This window comes from Bradyrhizobium sp. AUGA SZCCT0176, from assembly GCF_018130145.1.
GTDB lineage: Bacteria > Pseudomonadota > Alphaproteobacteria > Rhizobiales > Xanthobacteraceae > Bradyrhizobium.
Map to the genome: position 1 here is coordinate 822,139 of NZ_JAFCMB010000001.1, position 15,229 is coordinate 837,367.

The 15,229-nt window shown below is 61.5% G+C and carries 10 protein-coding genes and 1 riboswitch; of the genes, 7 read left to right on the forward strand and 3 right to left on the reverse strand.

Annotation, left to right across the window (positions count from 1 at the left end; translation table 11 throughout):
* Positions 1-208: 208 nt before the first annotated feature.
* The 7 genes from JQ600_RS03820 (at position 209) to JQ600_RS03850 (ending at position 7,955) form a co-directional block, all read left to right on the forward strand.
* Positions 209-1,027: an LON peptidase substrate-binding domain-containing protein gene (locus JQ600_RS03820; protein ID WP_212390392.1), complete on the forward strand. Its 819-nt coding sequence runs from the start codon at positions 209-211 to the stop codon at positions 1,025-1,027.
* A 291-nt stretch (positions 1,028-1,318) separates the two neighbouring features.
* Positions 1,319-1,478: riboswitch (FMN riboswitch) on the forward strand.
* Positions 1,479-1,552: 74 nt separating this feature from the next.
* Positions 1,553-2,161 carry a 6,7-dimethyl-8-ribityllumazine synthase gene (locus JQ600_RS03825; RefSeq protein WP_212390393.1) on the forward strand — a complete coding sequence of 203 codons (609 nt, stop codon included), beginning with the start codon at positions 1,553-1,555 and terminating at the stop codon, positions 2,159-2,161.
* 178 nt (positions 2,162-2,339) lie between these two features.
* A complete protein-coding gene (locus JQ600_RS03830) occupies positions 2,340-3,149 on the forward strand; it encodes an SDR family NAD(P)-dependent oxidoreductase (protein WP_212390394.1) in 810 nt (269 codons plus the stop codon).
* A gap of 189 nt (positions 3,150-3,338) precedes the next feature.
* The gene (locus JQ600_RS03835; RefSeq protein WP_212489689.1) at positions 3,339-4,319 is read left to right on the forward strand and encodes an ABC transporter substrate-binding protein; all 981 of its coding nucleotides are present in this window, start codon (positions 3,339-3,341) and stop codon (positions 4,317-4,319) included.
* A 643-nt stretch (positions 4,320-4,962) separates the two neighbouring features.
* On the forward strand, positions 4,963-6,687 hold the full coding sequence (locus JQ600_RS03840; protein WP_212390396.1) for a PQQ-binding-like beta-propeller repeat protein: 1,725 nt from the start codon (positions 4,963-4,965) through the stop codon (positions 6,685-6,687).
* Between the two features lie 127 nt (positions 6,688-6,814).
* Complete coding sequence (locus JQ600_RS03845; RefSeq protein ID WP_212269312.1) at positions 6,815-7,153, forward strand: cytochrome c; 339 nt, start codon at positions 6,815-6,817, stop codon at positions 7,151-7,153.
* Positions 7,146-7,955, forward strand: coding sequence for an ABC transporter substrate-binding protein (locus JQ600_RS03850; RefSeq protein WP_212489690.1), 810 nt, complete (start codon positions 7,146-7,148; stop codon positions 7,953-7,955). The genes JQ600_RS03845 and JQ600_RS03850 overlap by 8 nt, the downstream gene beginning before the upstream one ends.
* Before the next feature lie 1,107 nt (positions 7,956-9,062).
* On the opposite strand, the gene JQ600_RS03855 is transcribed toward JQ600_RS03850, so the two are convergent.
* The 3 genes from JQ600_RS03855 to JQ600_RS03865 all read right to left on the reverse strand — a co-directional run bounded on the left by JQ600_RS03855 (position 9,063) and on the right by JQ600_RS03865 (position 15,139).
* Complete coding sequence (locus JQ600_RS03855; RefSeq protein WP_212489691.1) at positions 9,063-9,281, reverse strand: hypothetical protein; 219 nt, start codon at positions 9,279-9,281, stop codon at positions 9,063-9,065.
* Positions 9,282-9,743: 462 nt separating this feature from the next.
* Positions 9,744-11,243 (reverse strand): adenylate/guanylate cyclase domain-containing protein, encoded by a 1,500-nt coding sequence (locus JQ600_RS03860; RefSeq protein ID WP_212489692.1) that lies wholly within the window; start codon positions 11,241-11,243, stop codon positions 9,744-9,746.
* An 800-nt stretch (positions 11,244-12,043) separates the two neighbouring features.
* Entirely contained in the window at positions 12,044-15,139 is a 3,096-nt protein-coding gene (locus JQ600_RS03865; RefSeq protein WP_283814746.1) for an AAA family ATPase, read from the reverse strand.
* Between the last annotated feature and the right edge of the window lie 90 nt (positions 15,140-15,229).

Below are 15,229 nucleotides of genomic sequence, written 5' to 3' on the forward strand. Positions count from 1 at the left end.
CACAATGGTTAATTTTTTCTTAACCTGAATTGACAGCCGCTTCTGTCGGAGCGCATATTTTTCCACAGGGTGGATACGACCCGCTGCTTGCGCCCCTTCGAGGGTACGGTGAACGTATCGAGCCGTTCGAGGCCTCCTTTGCCCTGCGAACGAGTCAGTAACGCAAGCGTCTGACACATCTTGTTCGCCAATGCAGAGGAGTTATCCCATGCGCGATTTTCGCGATGCCAAGGCTATGGCGCATTCGTTGCGCGAGGCTCTCAAGGCCAAATCGGTTTCTCTCACCCACAGCGAAAGCCTGGAACTTGTCGCCAGGACGTTGGGCCTGCCCGACTGGAATCATCTCGCCGCGCGAATTGAGTCGAGCCTGCCTCCGCTCATGCCGGCCGGGGCAACAAATTCGATAACCGTCCCGGCAGGCGCGGGCATCCCGATCGTGCCGATGCGGGACCTCGTGGTGTTTCCACAGATGGTCGCGCCGATTTTCGTCGGGCGCGAAAAAACCCGGCGCGCGATCGAGCGCGCGCTGGCGACGGACCGCCGCGTGCTCGTGGTCACGCAGCGCCGCTCGGCCGACGACGATCCGCAACTGGATGCGCTCTATCCGGTCGGCGTTACCGCTGACGTGATCAATCGCGTGGCGCTGACGGACGGAACGCTCAAGCTGGCGATCTCCGGCCTCGAACGCGCCGCGGTCCGCAAGCCCGTCGCGGAAGAATTTCTGGCGGCCGAGATCGCACCGATCGAGGAGAGCAACGGCCAGACCGACAAGGCCGTTCTGTTGTCGCGCCTCGTCCTCGACGCCTACCGGATGTTCGCCAACGTCGATTACTCCAATGTACCGCCGCAGCTTCAGGCGCGTCTCCACCTTCCTGACATCGGCGATCCCGGCCTGCTGGCCGACACCGTCGCGCCGCTACTGCCGGTCAGCATCGAGCAGCGGCAGCAGCTCTTGGAAACCAGCGACGTCACCGCGCGGCTTGAGGCGATCCTCGACCTGATCAAGGCGGCTCAAAAGGCGGCCTGAGGTTGAATGCGAAGTGGCCGGCGCTCGCTCGTTTACCTCGCCCCGCTTGCGGGGAGAGGTCGGATTGCGGAGCAATCCGGGTGAGGGGGTACAGGTCTTTCAATTGGCACAAGCATTCGTGGAGAGAGCCCCTCACCCCGACCCTCTCCCCGCGAAGAGCGGGGAGAGGGAGAAGCGGAGCCTGCCCTGTCCCGCCGTCATGGGGATCATGCAGATTCCCGGTGCTGATGGTGCTTGCCGATGCCGCGGCCTTTGGTCATATTTGCCGACAGGTCGTCCATTCCGGGCGGCCGATGTTCTCAGGGCGGGGTGAAAATCCCCACCGGCGGTAAGGGTGACGTAGCCCAAGCCCGCGAGCGCCTTCTTCTCGGACTTCCACGGGGAAGAAGGGTCAGCAGATTCGGTGTGATTCCGAAGCCGACGGTTAAAGTCCGGATGAAAGAGAACGGTTGCGGCGGCCCGCGCGTTTGCGTGGGTCAATCGTCGTTCCGTGTGCCCTGATTCTGGTCCTGAAAGAGGAAAGCCATGAATCAGATGTTGCAAGAGCCTGAAGCCCAAATCCAAGAAGCCCAAACAGTGGAATCCGAGATTAGGGTTCCCGAACGCAACAGCGTTCCCGACACGCCCGAGCGCCCGCCGGCGCCCGTGCATCCGCGTTTCGTCAAGCCGCAGCGGGTCGCCTTCGTGCAGGCGTCCTGGCACCGCGACGTGGTCGAGGAATGCCGCATCGCCTTCCTCGAAGAGATCGAGGCGCGGCATATCTCGCGCGCGCAGGTCGATCTGTTCGAGGTGCCGGGCTCGTTCGAGATACCCCTGCATGCGCAGCTGCTCGCCAAGACGCGGCGCTACACCGCGATCGTGGCGGCGGGGCTGGTGGTCGATGGCGGCATCTACCGCCACGAATTCGTCGCCGACACCGTGATCAAGGCGCTGATGGAGGTGCAGCTGAAAACCGAAGTGCCGATCTTCTCGGCGGTGCTGACGCCGCAGCAATTCCACGAAAGCGCCGTGCACCACGATTTCTTCCGCAAGCATTTCGTCATCAAGGGCATCGAAGTCGCCGAAGCCTGCGCCAATACCCTGCACAGCCTGGAGCGGCTGCGCGGCCAGGTCGCCGCGGGGATTACGGGGTGAATCGTAGGATGGGTAGAGCGCAAGCGAAACCCATCATCTCACCTAGTCGCAAGTGATTGATGGGTTTCGCTTCGCTCTACCCATCCTACGACCAGGTCGCGGCGGCGACGTTATGCCGCCGCGGCCATAAGGAAATTTCGCAAATAGAAAAAAATCACAGCAGGAAACGAGGGCCATCATGACCGGACAAAATCCACCCGATTGGCTTGGCCTGACAGGCCGCGTGTGCGTGGTGACGGGCGGAGGCGGCGGCATCGGCCGCGCCACGGCGCTCAGCCTTGCGCAGGCCGGCGCCCGCGTCGCCGCCATTGACCTCGATGAGCGCGGCCTTGAAACCACGCGCAGTGAGCTGCGCCAGTTTGGAGCCGGGCATTTCGTCGGGCGCTGCGACACCGCGAATGCCGAGAGCGTTGCCGGCGTGTCCGAGGCGGTCGAGCAATCGCTCGGGCCATGCGGCGTTCTCGTCAACACCGCCGCAGTGCTGCGGCCGGGTGGCCTTGAGAATCTGACGCTGGCCGAATGGAACGCCGTGCTGTCGGTGAATCTCACCGGCTACTTCCTCTGTGCGCAAAGCTTTGGCCGGCAGATGCGAAAATCCGGGCGCGGCAGCATCGTTCACGTGTCGTCGATCGCCGGCAGCCATGCGCAGGGCCAGAGCGGCGCCTACAGTGTCAGCAAGGCCGGCGTCATTATGCTCTCGCGCCAGCTCGCCAGCGAATGGGGCCCGGCAGGCATCCGCAGCAACGTCGTCAGCCCCGGCATGGTGATCACGCCGATGAGCCAGGCGTTCTACGATACGCCCGGCGTCACCGAACGCCGCTCCGCGGTGGTGCCGTTACGGCGGGTCGGCATGCCGCAGGATATCGCGGACGCCATCCTTTATCTGGCCAGCGACCGCTCGTCCTACGTCAATGGCGACGAGATCACCGTCGACGGCGGCTACGCCAACATGCTGATGAATTTGGTGCCGCGGCCGGGGTTTGAGTGACGAATGCTCACTGACAATGCGCTGCCGATGCCCGATAGCGATGGTGGATCGGGCATCGCTCGGGATCATGCCTTGGTCCGCGAATGACCCGGAACGGACATGGTTCATCTCTGGTGACCCTATCAGATTGCCCATAAAGAATGGTACGATACCGTCGAGAACCTGAGGGCTCCGAACCTGAGGGCCAGCATGACGCGGCGGAAATTTCTCGGTCTACTCGGTGGTGCCGTGGCATTGCCGATCATGGCGCGCGCGCAGCCGGCGATACCCGTGATCGGATATCTCGGCGCGGAATCGGCGGCCCGCTTTGCAAGTCGCCTGGAGGCATTTCGGCGCGGCCTGCGCTCGACCGGCTTCGATGAAGGCCGCAACGTAACGATCGAATATCGTTGGGCAGAAGGTCGCAACGATCGGCTTCCGGCGCTTGCGGCTGAACTGGTTAGCCTTCAGGTCAGCGTAATCGTGGCGCCCGGAAGTGTGCCTTCTGCGCTCGCCGCCAAAGCGGCAACGCGGACGATTCCGATCGTTTTCGAAATCGGCGCAGACCCGGTTGCTGCCGGATTGGTCGCCGGGCTGAGCCGGCCGGAAGACAACATAACCGGTGTAACGTCGCTAAATTGGGCGATCGCGGCGAAGCGGCTCCAACTGCTACACGAAGTCGCGCCCACCGCAGGCAGCTTCGCGGTGCTGGTCAACCCAAGCAATCCGAAAAACGCCGAGGCGGTCGTAGCGGACTTGCGAACAGCGGCCAGAACCCTCGGATGCGATCTGCACGTCCTGCATGCCAGCAAGGAGAGTGATTTCGGTGAGGCCTTTTCGGCATTCGGCAAACTTGGCGCCGGCGGACTTGTGATAGCCAACGATGCGTCTTTTGTGACCCGCAGTGAACAACTTGCCGCACTCACGCTTCGCGATCGAGTGGCTGCTGTCCATCAGTCACGCGAGTTCGCCGCTGCTGGCGGCCTCATGAGTTATGGCGGCAGCGTGGCCGAATCTCATGGCCAGGCCGGCGCCTATGTGGGACGGATTCTGAAGGGCCAGAAAGTTGCGGAGTTGCCGGTCGTGCAAGTCACGAAAGTAGAGATGGTCGTGAACCTGAAGACCGCCAAAGCGCTCGGCCTCACCATGCCCCTGTCGCTGCTCGGCCGCGCCGACGAGGTGATCGAGTAACCTCGTTTTTCTTTTTATGCGTTGCCGCAGGTGCCCGGGTCTCGTTCCGGCACTTTTCGGACCTGCCGCCATGTCACGGTTTGCGCGTCCCGTCCTCGACGATCTCGACGCCATCGAGCGCCTCACCAGGCTGTGTCCGAACGACTGCAAGCCGTCACTGCAAAAGAGATGGCATAGCGCGCGCGGCTGACGACCCAGCCCGACGCCCTTGCGCAGCTTTGTCGCTGCCCGCTCGCGCTGCGCCTGCCGGAGTGATCAGGCAATTCAGCTTGGGGTTGCCAAACCTGGCGGTGCTCCACAAAAAAACAACAATCCGGTAGCTAATGGCGTGGCGCATCGAGGGACATGTCATGGTGCACCGCACCGACGTCGCCGGGGACCGTGTGGGGCAGGCAAGCCCCGGCAATGACCGCGTGTGCCGCGCTGCACTGAAATCGTCCCCGCCTCGAACACAATCCTTCGCCCGGACCTCTGCCCGCCTCTCAGTGAGGCGGCATGAAGTGCTGCCGTCTCACGACGGTAGTCCCGCCGGTCCATGCCATCCATCTCGAACTGCCGACCCCATGAGGCTTTGACACCAGAACTTCCTGCAAGCGTCGCGACGAATTTCGGCCCAATAAACAAACACAAAGGGAGGATGCAGATGACTTTCTACGGACGATCTGTTGTCGGCTGCGCCGCGCTGGCGGTGGCGGCGCTGGTCAGCGTCTCGCCGACGCGCGCCCAGAACGCTGCTTCGCTGAATGCCGAGGCGGCCATGAACGACTGGCCGACCTATCACGGCACCTACAAGTCCTACCATTACAGCGGCCTCGAGCAGATTAACGCCGGCAACGTCAAGAATCTCGAAGTCGCCTGGATGCATTTTCCGGAACGAGCCACCCGCGGCCTGCAGTCAACGCCGCTGGCCCTTGACGGCGTGCTGTACTATTCGGGCTCCTACAGCCGTGTCTACGCGCTGGACGGCGCGACCGGCAAGACGATCTGGGCCTATGCGCCGGAGCTCGACGAGGAGCTGGTCGCCAAGCAGACGCACTCGCCGTACAATCGCGGCATCGCCATCGGAGGCGGCAACCTCTATGTCGGCACCGTCGACGGGCGCCTGATCGCGCTCGATCTGAAGACCGGCAAATCGGTGTGGGACACCAAGCTGCTGGATTCCAAGAAGGTGACCGTCGGCTTCACCGGCGCGCCGCTGGTGGTCAAGGACATGGTGATCATTGGTGCGCAGGGCGGCGAGTGGACCGGTCGCGGACCGATCTTCGGCGTGGACGGCAAGACCGGCCAGAAGAAATGGGAGTTCTTCACGGTGGCCGGGACCGAAGAGGCCATGAAGACCTGGGGCGGCGAGTCCTGGCGGACCGGTGGTGGCGGCGGCTGGATGCCCGGAACCTATGACCCGGAAACCAATTCGGTGTGGTGGGGCACTGCCAACCCGGCGCCGCTCTACGACTGGTCGGGCGCGGACTGGAAGAAGAGCGGGCCGCGGCCGGGCGACAATCTCTACACGACATCGGTCATCGCGCTCGATCCCGATACCGGCAAGCTCAAATTCTATCATCAGGAGCTGCCGCACGATGCCTGGGACTTCGACTCTTCCGTGGGCGAGTTCGTCATGCTGGAGCGTGGCGGCAAGAAGCTCGTCGTGCACGCCAACAAGAGCGGATACGTCTTTGTCTATGATCGGTCCAACGCCAAGGTCGAGAACGTCTGGGCGCTGGTAAAGAACATCAACTTCGTCAAGAGCATCGATCCGAAGACCGGTGAACTGATCGGTCGCCGCGACCTCGTCGAAGGCAAGGTGGACCCGCCATTGTGCCCGGCCATCGCCGGCGGCATCAGCTGGAACTCCGGCGCCTACAGCCCCAAGAACGGGCTGTTCTACCGGATCGGGCAGGAGTGGTGCATGGAGATGAGCGTCGAGAAGACCACGCCGATCCTGGAGCCGATGGCCCAGCTCAACATCGGCGCCACGTTCAAGATTGTGGCGCCGCCGGACGGGCCGGCCCGGGGTCATCTCAGCGCCCGTGATCCTGTCACCGGTGCCAAGAAGTGGGAGGTCGCCTACAAGCAACCGCCGCTCGCCAGCGTTCTGGCCACCGCGGGCAATCTGGTATTCGTGCCGGACGCCGAAGGCATCGTGCACGCCTACAATGCCGACACCGGTGAAGAGCTCTGGTCGCGCAACAACGGCATGGGACATAATGCCGGCATCATCAGCTACATGGCCGGTGGCAAGCAGTACGTCGCCGTACCGGCGGGCTGGGGCAGCCTGGTGGCCGATGAGTTCGTCGCGCTCTATGGCGAGCCCTTCAAGAGCATGTCGAAGAATACCGGTGCTCTGATTGTCTACGCACTCAGACAGTGATGGTGGCGCGGGGCGGCAGGGATCTCCTTGCCGCCCTCGCGGTCAAGGCCCTGCCGCCCTTGCGATCAATACGTTGTCGCTCTTGCGATCAATACATTGTCGCCCTGCGATCAATACGGATGATGGAATGCGAATACCGTTGCTAGTTGTTTCGGCCATCATCTGGCCATTTCTGTCGACCGCCGCTTTTGCCCAACAGGCTGCAAATCCGCTGCCGCAAGCCGAAGCCTCGCCTGATGACATCGAGGGTGGGAAAATGTTCGCCACCACCTGCGGCTTCTGTCACCAGGAGGGCGGCCGCCATGCGGGCAGGGGTCCGAAGCTGTCGAAGTCCGAGCGCAGCGATGAATACCTCGTCGAGCGCATCAAGAAGGGCAAGGTCGGCGCCATGCCCGCCTATGGTTCGGTGTTCAGTGACGGCCAGATCATAGCGATCCTGGCCTACATCAGAGGGCTTGATGACTAGCGCGCTCTCGAGCGACGTGGCGAGCGGCCCGCGTCGCTTGGCCCGATATGCGGCAAGTCTCGCGTTGCTGATGCTCTGGAACGCGCCGGCGGATGCCCGCTCGCTGGAAGCCGTCATCGAGCGCGGTGCGTTGACGCTCTGCGCCAGCTCCAACGCGCTGCCGTTTGCCAGCAAGTCCGGACCGGTCCCGGGATTTCAGATTGAACTCGGCGAAAAAATTGCCGAGCAACTCGGGGTCAAGCTGACGCGGGAGTGGGTGATCAGCGCGATCCAGTATCGCCGCGCCGACTGCGACCTCGTGCTCGACGTCATCGCCCGCAAGGATACGCCGCCCGCCGGCGGTGTGCGGACGTCGCGTCCTTACCATCGCAGCGGCGTCGTGCTCGCGGTGCGCGGCGATTCACAGGCTTCGTCGCTGGCCGGTCTCGGTCCCGATCAGCGGGTCGGGGTACCGGTCGGCTCGGTGGTCTCGATGACGCTCGCCAAGGGCGGCGCGGCCACATCTCCGTTCGCCTTCGAGGACGATATCGTTGCGGCGCTCGCCAATCGCGAGATCGAGGCAGCCGCCGTCACCCCGATGACGGTCGGCTGGTTCAACCAGCAGCACGCCGACAAGCCGCTGCGCCTGATTCCGGCGTTCGGCGACGATCAGGATTTGAACTGGAATATTGCCGCCGGGCTGCTTCGCCCTGACGACCAGCTGCGCGCGCGTGTCGATGCGGCGATCGAGACTCTGCTCGCCGACGGCACCATCGCGCGGATCTATGCCCGCTACGGCATCGAGCTGCGAGTGCCGCAGTGAGGCGCGGTATCGCGCGAGATGCCCCGCGCTTGCCCGACGGGAAAACACTGGCGTGTTGTTACGTATGGTGAGTCAAACGACGCTGCGGAAAATGCCTGGCGTTGGCCGTCGGGCAAAACGCTTCTGGCACTTCTCGGACCTTGATTGCCGAGCCGATGATGTCCGTTTGCCGGGGTAATGCGGACCACACCGAGCAGGCGCCGACTTCCGAAAATGAGCCACATCGGACGTCAGGCCTGATCTGCTTTTGAGGACCGTGCAAAGCGGTTTTCTTAACGAGCGGCTTTCGCGATAGTCCCCAAATGTGCTTGGGATGGACAGTCATGCGGAGCCTTCGCTAGCTCTAAACCCTGTTGGCGACCCAACGCGATGCCCTGCGCAATTGCCCTAGTAACGATCTCAGCTTCAGCGCTAGAGAGCGGCTTTAAAAAAAAGGGCGTCCACGAGCGCTCAATCTGACGGGCGCGAATCAGGTCCCATTCTGTAGCGGGCGGTTTAATGGGCATGTGATTACTCCACCACAAACTCAAGCTGACCCACTATGCGGTCGCGTCGCAGCATATCATTCTGGTCTCCGGGGAGAAGTCTAAACGGCCGGACTGCGAACCGCGCGAAAGCTGATCTGCTCTGAGAAAATAGCTTGCTTACGTCTCCGAATTGATCCCCGGCCACGGGCTCTGAAATCTTTCGGAGAGGGATCAGCCCTGCGGTCGGAACGCAATTAGCTCCGACATTCTCGCTAGCGGCGCATAGCTCTCTATGGTTTGATATTTGAGAATTGATTTTTCGGTCGAGGCGGCTGAGCAGCGTCGAGTGACTGGGAGCGCTACGCCGACGAACACGGGCGTGTCCAGGACCGTCACCTCGAGCCGAAAAGGGCAAGGCGTCCTGCCCGTTTTGATGTACGCCAGTTTCTAATCTAACTCGCATACGCTGCGCGAAAGCGCACGGTGAATCATGAGTCCGTTTGTGGCACTTATCTGACCTGACAGGCTAGGCGGACCATGTGTGTTCTTGAGGGCAAAGCGGACTTCCTCAGTGCGCGCCGTGATTTCCGGGTTTGACCCAACTGAGACATTGGCGGGGCTTCTGTCCCGCGTTTTTCTTTTAGGACCACGGCGGCTCTTTGCTCGCCCCGGCTGCCTCGTGGTGGGTCGTGACACCCGCCGAACGCAACCCGGTCAGCAATACAGTTCTCACAGAGGCAGGATCAAATCCAATTTCCTTGGCGTTTGGTGGATGTGCCTCGCTGTCCTTCAATCGGAGCGCCAAGTGCAATTGCTCGCAAAGGTGCTGAACGACGAGATTGACCTGATCGTCAGTCATGATCGGCTTCTCCTGCTACCATCTTGCTACCCAACCAGATAGCACACATGAAAATAGGGTGGTACGCGATTGGACCGCCCCAAGGATCAAGCCCACGCGATTGCCCATGGGCGGGCCCCCAATCGTCCGTCTGTCGGGGCAGACCGGAAGTGACTAGCGGCGACTAGAACGACGCTTTTGACCCGGAGCGGACCTGGGACTGATTAGCGCGTGAGCAACTCTGAATTTGCGTGAGCCACGCGCCTAATACGGGAGACAGTCGGCACTTTTAGACATCGCGTCGAACCGATTGCGTGGCTCAATTAACGTGTGGAAAGTTGAACGTCATCATGGGTTATTGACGGTTCAGAACGGAAATGACCGCAGCGGCGAATTGGCGCTTTAACCTAACGCCGACAATCGGTCTGTCGGTCTGGCAGCAGATAGGCCTGCCGCGAAGCGGAGGCCAGCGGTCGTTCATCTCTACGCCGGAGAGATTTCAATCCGATAAATTTCCATCTTCTGGCCGATACCCTTCAAGTTCTCGTAGTCGCGCGATGCCGGTCGTCCTTTGACGATGTCACTGACGCCGGGCGCTTCCATTACCGCTTCTGTCAGGCAAACTTCGTTGACGCCGGCGAGACCTTGCACGCGGGCGGCGATGTTCACGTCCTGCCCGAAGTAATCAATCCGGTCGTTGAGCCTTACGGCGATGGCTCTGCCTCTGTGCACACCGACCTTAAGGCCGAGCGGCCGTGAAGCGGTTTGGTTGAACCGTGACAGTTCTTCGACCATCTCGATGGAGGCAAGAACGGCGTCCTGCGGACGCTCGAAGCCAGCCATGACTGCATCCCCGATCGTCTTGACCATGATGCCAGATCGCTCCCGAATGATCTTGTTCAAGATGTCGAAGTGCTGACGCACGAGAAAATAGGCATTCACGTCGCCAACGCTTTCATACAACGGAGTGGAGTCCTTTAGATCGGTGAACAGATAGGTAATGTCGGAGACTGCCAGGCTCTCCCGCTCATCCACCAATTGTGTCTTGTAGAGTTCGCCGAAGCACGGAGTGAGCAGCAGCCGCCTACCGGAAAGAAACGGCTCATACTCGACCAGATGCGGCTCGAACTGGTAAGGGTACTGGAGGAACCAGAAGCGGCCGCGATCGCTCGTGCGGTTCTCAATCTGAATGATGTGCTTGCCTGGGCTAAGATCGGCCGTCTGTCGAAACGCAAAGCGCCCATCGCCAAGTACCATTTCTCTCGGCCCAGTAGGCCGATCCGGAACTGTGAACCGACCCGACTCGAGCCGGACCTGCGTCCCTTGGGGTTCTGCCGGTTCACCGTTCGCGAAGAAAACCAAAAGTAGCTTGTGACTGAGATCGAGCACCTCGAAACGGCCGGCCGTCACGTCAAATTCGAAGCTCCTCTGCTGGTCAGCCTCGATGTCGGCAAATCCCCGCGAGAGTGCTGCGACGAGTTGCTCGTGCGTCATTCCGTGCGGAGGCTTGAAGCCCTTGGAGAAGTTATAACGCAGGTAGTAGTCCTCCACGGACAGCATCTCAGGATGACGAAATACGATATCGCGGACGGCATTCGAGACCGTAAAGGTGACCTGGATGTAGTCGTCTAGCGTCACATCGTTGAGCGCGTTGCAGAACTCGCACTGGAAACGTGGGTGAACCTGGTCTAGCTCTCGAAAGCTGCCTGCGACCTGCGGGCAATAGGCGCAGGTGAGCAGCCACTGCATCTCGAACAGGCCCACCTTCGCGGCGTGCACAAACAGCTCAATTCCTTCGACCTCACTTAGGCCGGTAGCAGCCGCGTATTGGACAGGATTGACGCGAAAGAGATCATAGTCGCCGGCGGTGCGGATAAATCTCTCAAGGCCCGAAAGAATATGCGGCTCCCAGCTCGCTATCGAGTCGAGCTCGGTGAGGCGCTGCCTCAGAAGGCTGTCGTTGACTGGCGATAGCTCTTTCATCTCGATACGCTACCTCGTTGCATCTCAAGAATTCTACACCGCAATTGATCAAGCCATTCGACTAGTCGCGCGGCAATCCGGCGCTCATCCCTCCTCGCGCGATGCGGGCCGCCGCTGATAACCCATTCGTTTGAACCACGTGTTGAGTTCTGGTCGCATCGGGTCATGCGCATCGGCGGTGCCGATCCCAAGAGAAGCGACCAAACTCAATCCCATTATGCGAGCTGCGATCAACCGGTACAGACGCGGCACGGACCCCTGTCGGTTCGTGCGTTGCCTCCGCTCCGCTACTGCGTGCATGCCGATGACATGGAATTATACCACGTGGGCAGGTCCCTTGAGACTCACCCTTTTGGATTACCCCGTCGTCGTCGCGGTCGCGTATAGCCGGAACGGCAGACTCTGGAAGGGCGACTTCCGAGACAAGAAGGTGGTCCGGACATTCGGGACAGCCTCGGACGTTGTGAGGGCTGCGAGTGGCGCAACCAAGGTACTCGAGCGCGATAAACACGAATCCATGATACAAAGCGGCTGATACCATGAGCGACGTCAGTTGAACGGTGAGATCACCGGCGAGCGATCATTCAGCGCATGTTCCGCTCCTGGCACAAAGCATCAGTTATAGCGGTGTAGCGACATGTCCGGAGTCGGGTGTACACCGGAAGTGATCGGCACAGGGTCAAAGTGTCGATTTTGACCGCAAACTGACTTGGAAAATCTCGCGCGACGTCTACTCATCGGGGTAAAGCAGACTTGCAGCCCAGCCGGCGAGGATAGCGGCCCGCACGACTTCCTGTGGTTCATGCGAGATCATCCAGCAACGCCCTCGCATTCCGCAGGTCTGGGCTGTCGAACCCCTCGCTGAACCAGCCGTATATCGGCGCGACCAGGTCGTACGCCGCCTCTCGCTGGCCCTGCTGCTGCCAGAGTTGCGCCAAGACCGTGGCGGTCCGCAATTCCAGAGACTTGGCCTTTTGGTGTTGAGCGATCTCTATGGAACGGCGAAGGCACGCTTCCGCATCCCCCGTCGCCCCCCTCGTGAGCAGCAGTTCACCGTGCGCCCTATGGATCTCGGCCTCGAGAAGCCTTTCGTGAAACGTGCGAGCATGCTCCGCGGCGACCTTGATCCAATCGAGGCCCGCCGCGATGAGGCCTGCCTTCGCACACGCATCCGCTAATCCCACGGTCCGTGTCGTAGCGAGCTTGGCGCCCAGTGCCTGCCAGTCGGCCAAGCCCCGTTCCATCTCGGCGATACCGTCATTGGCTCGACCAAGCGCCGCGCGAGCTCGGCCTCTCGTTATCATGACGTAGGCAGTCCACTGCGGGAAACCGTACGCTGCGCAGATAGCTGAGGACTCGTCGGCGCGTTCCAATCCCCGAGAAAATTCGTGACGATCAACGTGTAGCGCGGATGCGAGGCCGAGGGTCATGGCGTAAATGAAAGGGTTGGATAGCCTCTCGGCATCGGCCAACGCCTTGCCGATCAATGCGCTCGACTTGTCCGGATAGCCGAGGAACCATAGCAGCCACGAGCCATAGGCTTGGCAGAGCACGCTCGGATCCTCGCCGTAGATGAGGATCTCCGCGTGCGCCTTGTCGACATCCCAGAGATCGATGGCCTGACGAAAGCTTTCCCAGCCGGACTCAAATTCGCCGCGAAGAAGCAGGGTACAGCCTTGCGCCCGATGCGCGAGCGCCCGACGCGTATCATTGCCCTGGGCATCCGCCAGGGCCACCAGTTCGGCGCTCAGCTCTTGCGCTTTCAGCAGCGGTTTTCGCAGGAATGCGCTGTTCCAGAGGCCGCGCAGCGCGGTAAAGCGGTGCGGAGTCTCGGTCACGCGGTCGCACAGGTCGCGCGCTCGGCCGTAAATGCCTTCGACGTCAGCGGCCATGTAGCCGCGCGCCGCGATCGTCGGCACGCCGAGGGCAATGAGCAGCTCGAGCTCCTGCCGATCTCGCTCCGCTCCCTCCGATTTCGCCCTCAGCAACTCCAGTGTTTTGGCGTAATGCGTGATCGCTTCTTCGTTGGCGGAACGCGCCGCAGAGCGCCGTCCTGCCCTCAGGCCATAAGCAATGGCATCATCGATGAGCCCCGCCTGCGCATAGTGATGGGCGAGAAGTTCGGGTTGGGTCTCAACGATTTGGGGCGTCAGCTCCGTGATCGCTTGAGCGATGCGGCCATGGAGCTGTCGACGCGTTGAGCGCAGGAGGCTTCGATAGGCGGCATCCTGCACGAGCGCGTGCTTGAAGATGTAGGTCGCTTCGGGTAGCACTCCCCTGGGAAAAATCAGGTCCGCCTTGCTGAGCTGGTCGAGTGCGTCCTCCAGCGCCTTGTCGTGAACCGGCGCAACGGCATCCAGCAGCTGGTAGGAAAACTCTCTTCCAATGGCGGCCCCGATCTGGGCGATCTCCCTCACGGACGCAAGGCGGTCGAGCCTGGCCATCAGGCTGTCGTGCAACGTTCCTGGAATCGCGAGAGGAGGCAGCGGGCCGTGCAGAACATAGCGGTCGGCGGTTTCCTTGAGGAGCCCCGATCCCAAGACTGCCTTAGTGAGCTCTTCCACGAACAGCGGCACTCCGTCGGTCTTTGCTATGATTTCGTCCCGGACGTCGGCTGGCACCACCTTGCGATTTGTTAATCTGTCGATCATTGCTGCCACATGGCGCTGCCCCAGCCGATTCAAAGCGAGTGCTGTCACGTGGGGATAGTGGCCCCACGGCACTTCGAACTCGGGACGGAACGTGACAATCAGCAGGACCGGCCAGCGCTGCAGCCGGTCAATGGTCCGCGTAAACAAATCAAGCGTCGTCGGATCAATCCAGTGTGCATCCTCCAGGATGAACAATACGGGGCATTGCTTCGCGAGGCCGCTGAGCAGTTCGATGAGCGCCAGTAAAGTGCGCTCCTTCTGCTCTCGCGGCGTGAGGCTGGGTGCCACGTACCGGCCCTCGAACGGCAGCGACAAGAGCGTCGCGAAGAGTGGCGCAACATGACCGATCGTCGAGAACGAACGTTTTAGAACCGGTTCCAGCTTGTCGAGCTTGGTCTCGGCGGGGTCGTCAGGCGCAATCCCGGCTGCGCGCTCGAGTTGGGAGATCACGGGATAAAACGGGCTATTCGTATGATGAGGCGAGCACTGATACACGATGCGCGTATGAGCCCCGTCGACGATCTTCTCCCGCAGCGCCGCGACGATCCGCGACTTGCCAATTCCGGCCTCGCCGGACAAGAGGATGACCTGACCTTCGCCATTTTGCGCCTGAACCCAGCGGTCCATCAGAAGGTCGACCTCACGTTCGCGGCCAAAAAAACCGGTTGCACGCTGAGCCTGCCCGGCCTCGAAGCGACTTTCGGCCGTGTGTTCGCCAACGACCCGCCACGACGGAACTGGATTGGCCATTCCCTTGAGAAACCGCGGGCCGAGATCCTCGAGGTCGAATATCCTGCCGAGCAGCTGTCTCGTTCCGTCGCCGATGACAACGGCGTTCGGCTCGGCAATACCCTGCAGGCGGGCTGCAAGGTTGGGCGTCTCGCCGATGACCACCTGCTCCTGAGACGAACCTTCACCCAACGTCTCGCCGACCACCACAAGACCGGTGGCGATGCCCACTCGGACCTCTAGTCGCGCCTTGGTCGGCAACATCAGCTGGCTGATCACATCGACGACTGCGAGTCCCGCTCTGACGGCGCGTTCGGCATCGTCTTCATGAGCCCTTGGATAGCCGAAATAAGCCAGCACGCCGTCGCCCATGAACTTCGCGATAAAGCCGTCGAATCGACGGATCGCCTGGACGCACGCGTCCTGAAACCCCCGGATAACCTCCCTCAGGTCCTCCGGATCGAGGCGACCCGAAAGCGCCGTCGAGCCGGCCATATCGCAAAACATAACCGTCAAGTGACGGCGCTCCGCAGCCAGCGGGGCCGGTTCAAGGCCCGGCGGCTCCTCCGTCGCAACGGCACCTCCTCGAACCTCCCGCGCAAGCCC

Bases quoted from the DNA above. Each gene is read 5' to 3' on its own strand.
- JQ600_RS03855 (WP_212489691.1), bottom strand. From the start codon at position 9,281: ATGACTGACGATCAGGTCAATCTCGTCGTTCAGCACCTTTGCGAGCAA.
- JQ600_RS03825 (WP_212390393.1), top strand. From the start codon at position 1,553: ATGAATCAGATGTTGCAAGAGCCTGAAGCCCAAATCCAAGAAGCCCAA.
- JQ600_RS03830 (WP_212390394.1), top strand. From the start codon at position 2,340: ATGACCGGACAAAATCCACCCGATTGGCTTGGCCTGACAGGCCGCGTG.
- JQ600_RS03835 (WP_212489689.1), top strand. From the start codon at position 3,339: ATGACGCGGCGGAAATTTCTCGGTCTACTCGGTGGTGCCGTGGCATTG.
- JQ600_RS03820 (WP_212390392.1), top strand. From the start codon at position 209: ATGCGCGATTTTCGCGATGCCAAGGCTATGGCGCATTCGTTGCGCGAG.
- JQ600_RS03845 (WP_212269312.1), top strand. From the start codon at position 6,815: ATGCGAATACCGTTGCTAGTTGTTTCGGCCATCATCTGGCCATTTCTG.
- JQ600_RS03840 (WP_212390396.1), top strand. From the start codon at position 4,963: ATGACTTTCTACGGACGATCTGTTGTCGGCTGCGCCGCGCTGGCGGTG.
- JQ600_RS03860 (WP_212489692.1), bottom strand. From the start codon at position 11,243: ATGAAAGAGCTATCGCCAGTCAACGACAGCCTTCTGAGGCAGCGCCTC.
- JQ600_RS03850 (WP_212489690.1), top strand. From the start codon at position 7,146: ATGACTAGCGCGCTCTCGAGCGACGTGGCGAGCGGCCCGCGTCGCTTG.